Annotated in this window: 1 protein-coding gene; it reads left to right on the top strand. The window is 60.4% G+C overall.

Annotation, left to right across the window (positions count from 1 at the left end):
- Positions 1–119: 119 nt before the first annotated feature.
- Positions 120–752 carry a cysteine hydrolase family protein gene (locus PQR02_RS40360; protein ID WP_408243374.1) on the top strand — a complete coding sequence of 211 codons (633 nt, stop codon included), beginning with the start codon at positions 120–122 and terminating at the stop codon, positions 750–752.
- Positions 753–1,516: the final 764 nt, after the last annotated feature.

Genomic DNA, 1,516 nt, shown 5'->3' with positions numbered 1-1,516 from the left:
ATATTCCGAGATGCGATGGTCCTTTTCAATCGGGTTCGTCGTAGTATCCTGCCCCGTCGTTGCTTCGTTTCAACGGAAACTGAGCCACCATCGTTTTGGCTCATATAGAAGGAGGTTCCATGCGTTGCTCTCGTATCCTGCGCTATGCAGTCGCGCTTGTCCCGCTGTTCGGCGGCCTGGCACAGGCGGATGACATTGTTACATCCTGGAATTCGGTGCATCTGCCGCCGTCGCCGCCTCTGACCTCGGTAACGGTCGATCCCGCTCATACCGCGCTGCTCGTGCTCGATTTCGACACTGGTAATCGCACGACGACGCAGCGACCGACTTGTTTCGCCTCGTTACCGAAGGTCGCCGCATTGCTCGACGCCGCGCGCCGGCACAAGATGATGGTCGTCTACAGCACGACACCGACTGGGTCGATCATGTCGGTGCCTCCGGTGCTTGCGCCTAAAGGTGAGGAGACGGTAGTGCACTCGGGCGTCGACAAGTTTCTTGGCACCAACCTGGAAGCTGCATTGAAGGCGAAAGACATCCATACCGTAATCGTCACTGGAACCGTCGCGCACGGCGCGGTTCTTTACACCGCGACCGCCGCATCATTGCGCGGATTCAAAGTGGCGGTGCCGGTCGACACGCTCTCGGCCCCGGACCCGTTCGCCGAACTGTCCGCGACATGGATTCTGTCAAACGCACCGGCCAGCGTCGCGAAGAATATGAATGTGACGCGCTCTGACATGGTCCAGTTTTGATTGATGATCGTGCTGTGGCGCAATCCGCATTCGGGAAGCCCGGCACGCTCGCACACGAATGGTTACGACGTGCACCCCTCCGTCGCTTCGCGACCAGGCGACCCAGCGGATCGGCCGGATGGGGCGCGACAATCTCCCCGTCCATCGAGCACCTCGAGCTCGATGGACGGAGTTTGTCGAGGACGTCAGGGCAAACGTCTGCCTCGATCACACGCTCATCTCAATGTGGATCGCAGCTGACATCATGGACTCGCATCAACCTACATGAGGAGACGCGTGAGGGGCGGAAGACGGCCAGGAGCCGTCATTCGCGCACTCGATTGCCCGGACATTCCACCGGCTGAATCCGCCTCGGTAAGCGGCCATTCCGTCGGCGACAGTGAATGTTGCAACATCGGCTGGGGCAGTCATTCGCGGTAGGTCCGCGGCGAGAAGGCCGCGATGTCCGCTTTCGGGAAACGCTGGCGGCCGAACGCGCCGGCTTCCCGTCGGCTGGCCCGCGTCGACTGGTGGCGCGCAAGTTGAGTCTGACCGCGAAAGGAGGCAGCGGCGTTCGGCATGAAGCCGTCAGTCAGATGTGGCTAACACGCATGGGACTGGCCATACTTCAAGCGTTATACCTTCCCCCCACCTTCTGACTGGAGAAGTGCCGCCATGAAGCTATTTACCGTTGCGGTCCTAGCGTTCGTGCTCGCCGGATGCGCCACGAACCAAGGCATGTCAAACAATGCGCCGGCGTCGCGCACAGAAAGCTGTAAAGTCAC

Origin of the sequence: Paraburkholderia sediminicola, from assembly GCF_046026895.1 — a bacterium.
GTDB lineage: Bacteria > Pseudomonadota > Gammaproteobacteria > Burkholderiales > Burkholderiaceae > Paraburkholderia > Paraburkholderia sediminicola_C.
This window is presented reverse-complemented; position numbering and strand designations above follow the sequence as displayed.

Bases quoted from the DNA above. Each gene is read 5' to 3' on its own strand.
- PQR02_RS40360 (WP_408243374.1), top strand. From the start codon at position 120: ATGCGTTGCTCTCGTATCCTGCGCTATGCAGTCGCGCTTGTCCCGCTG.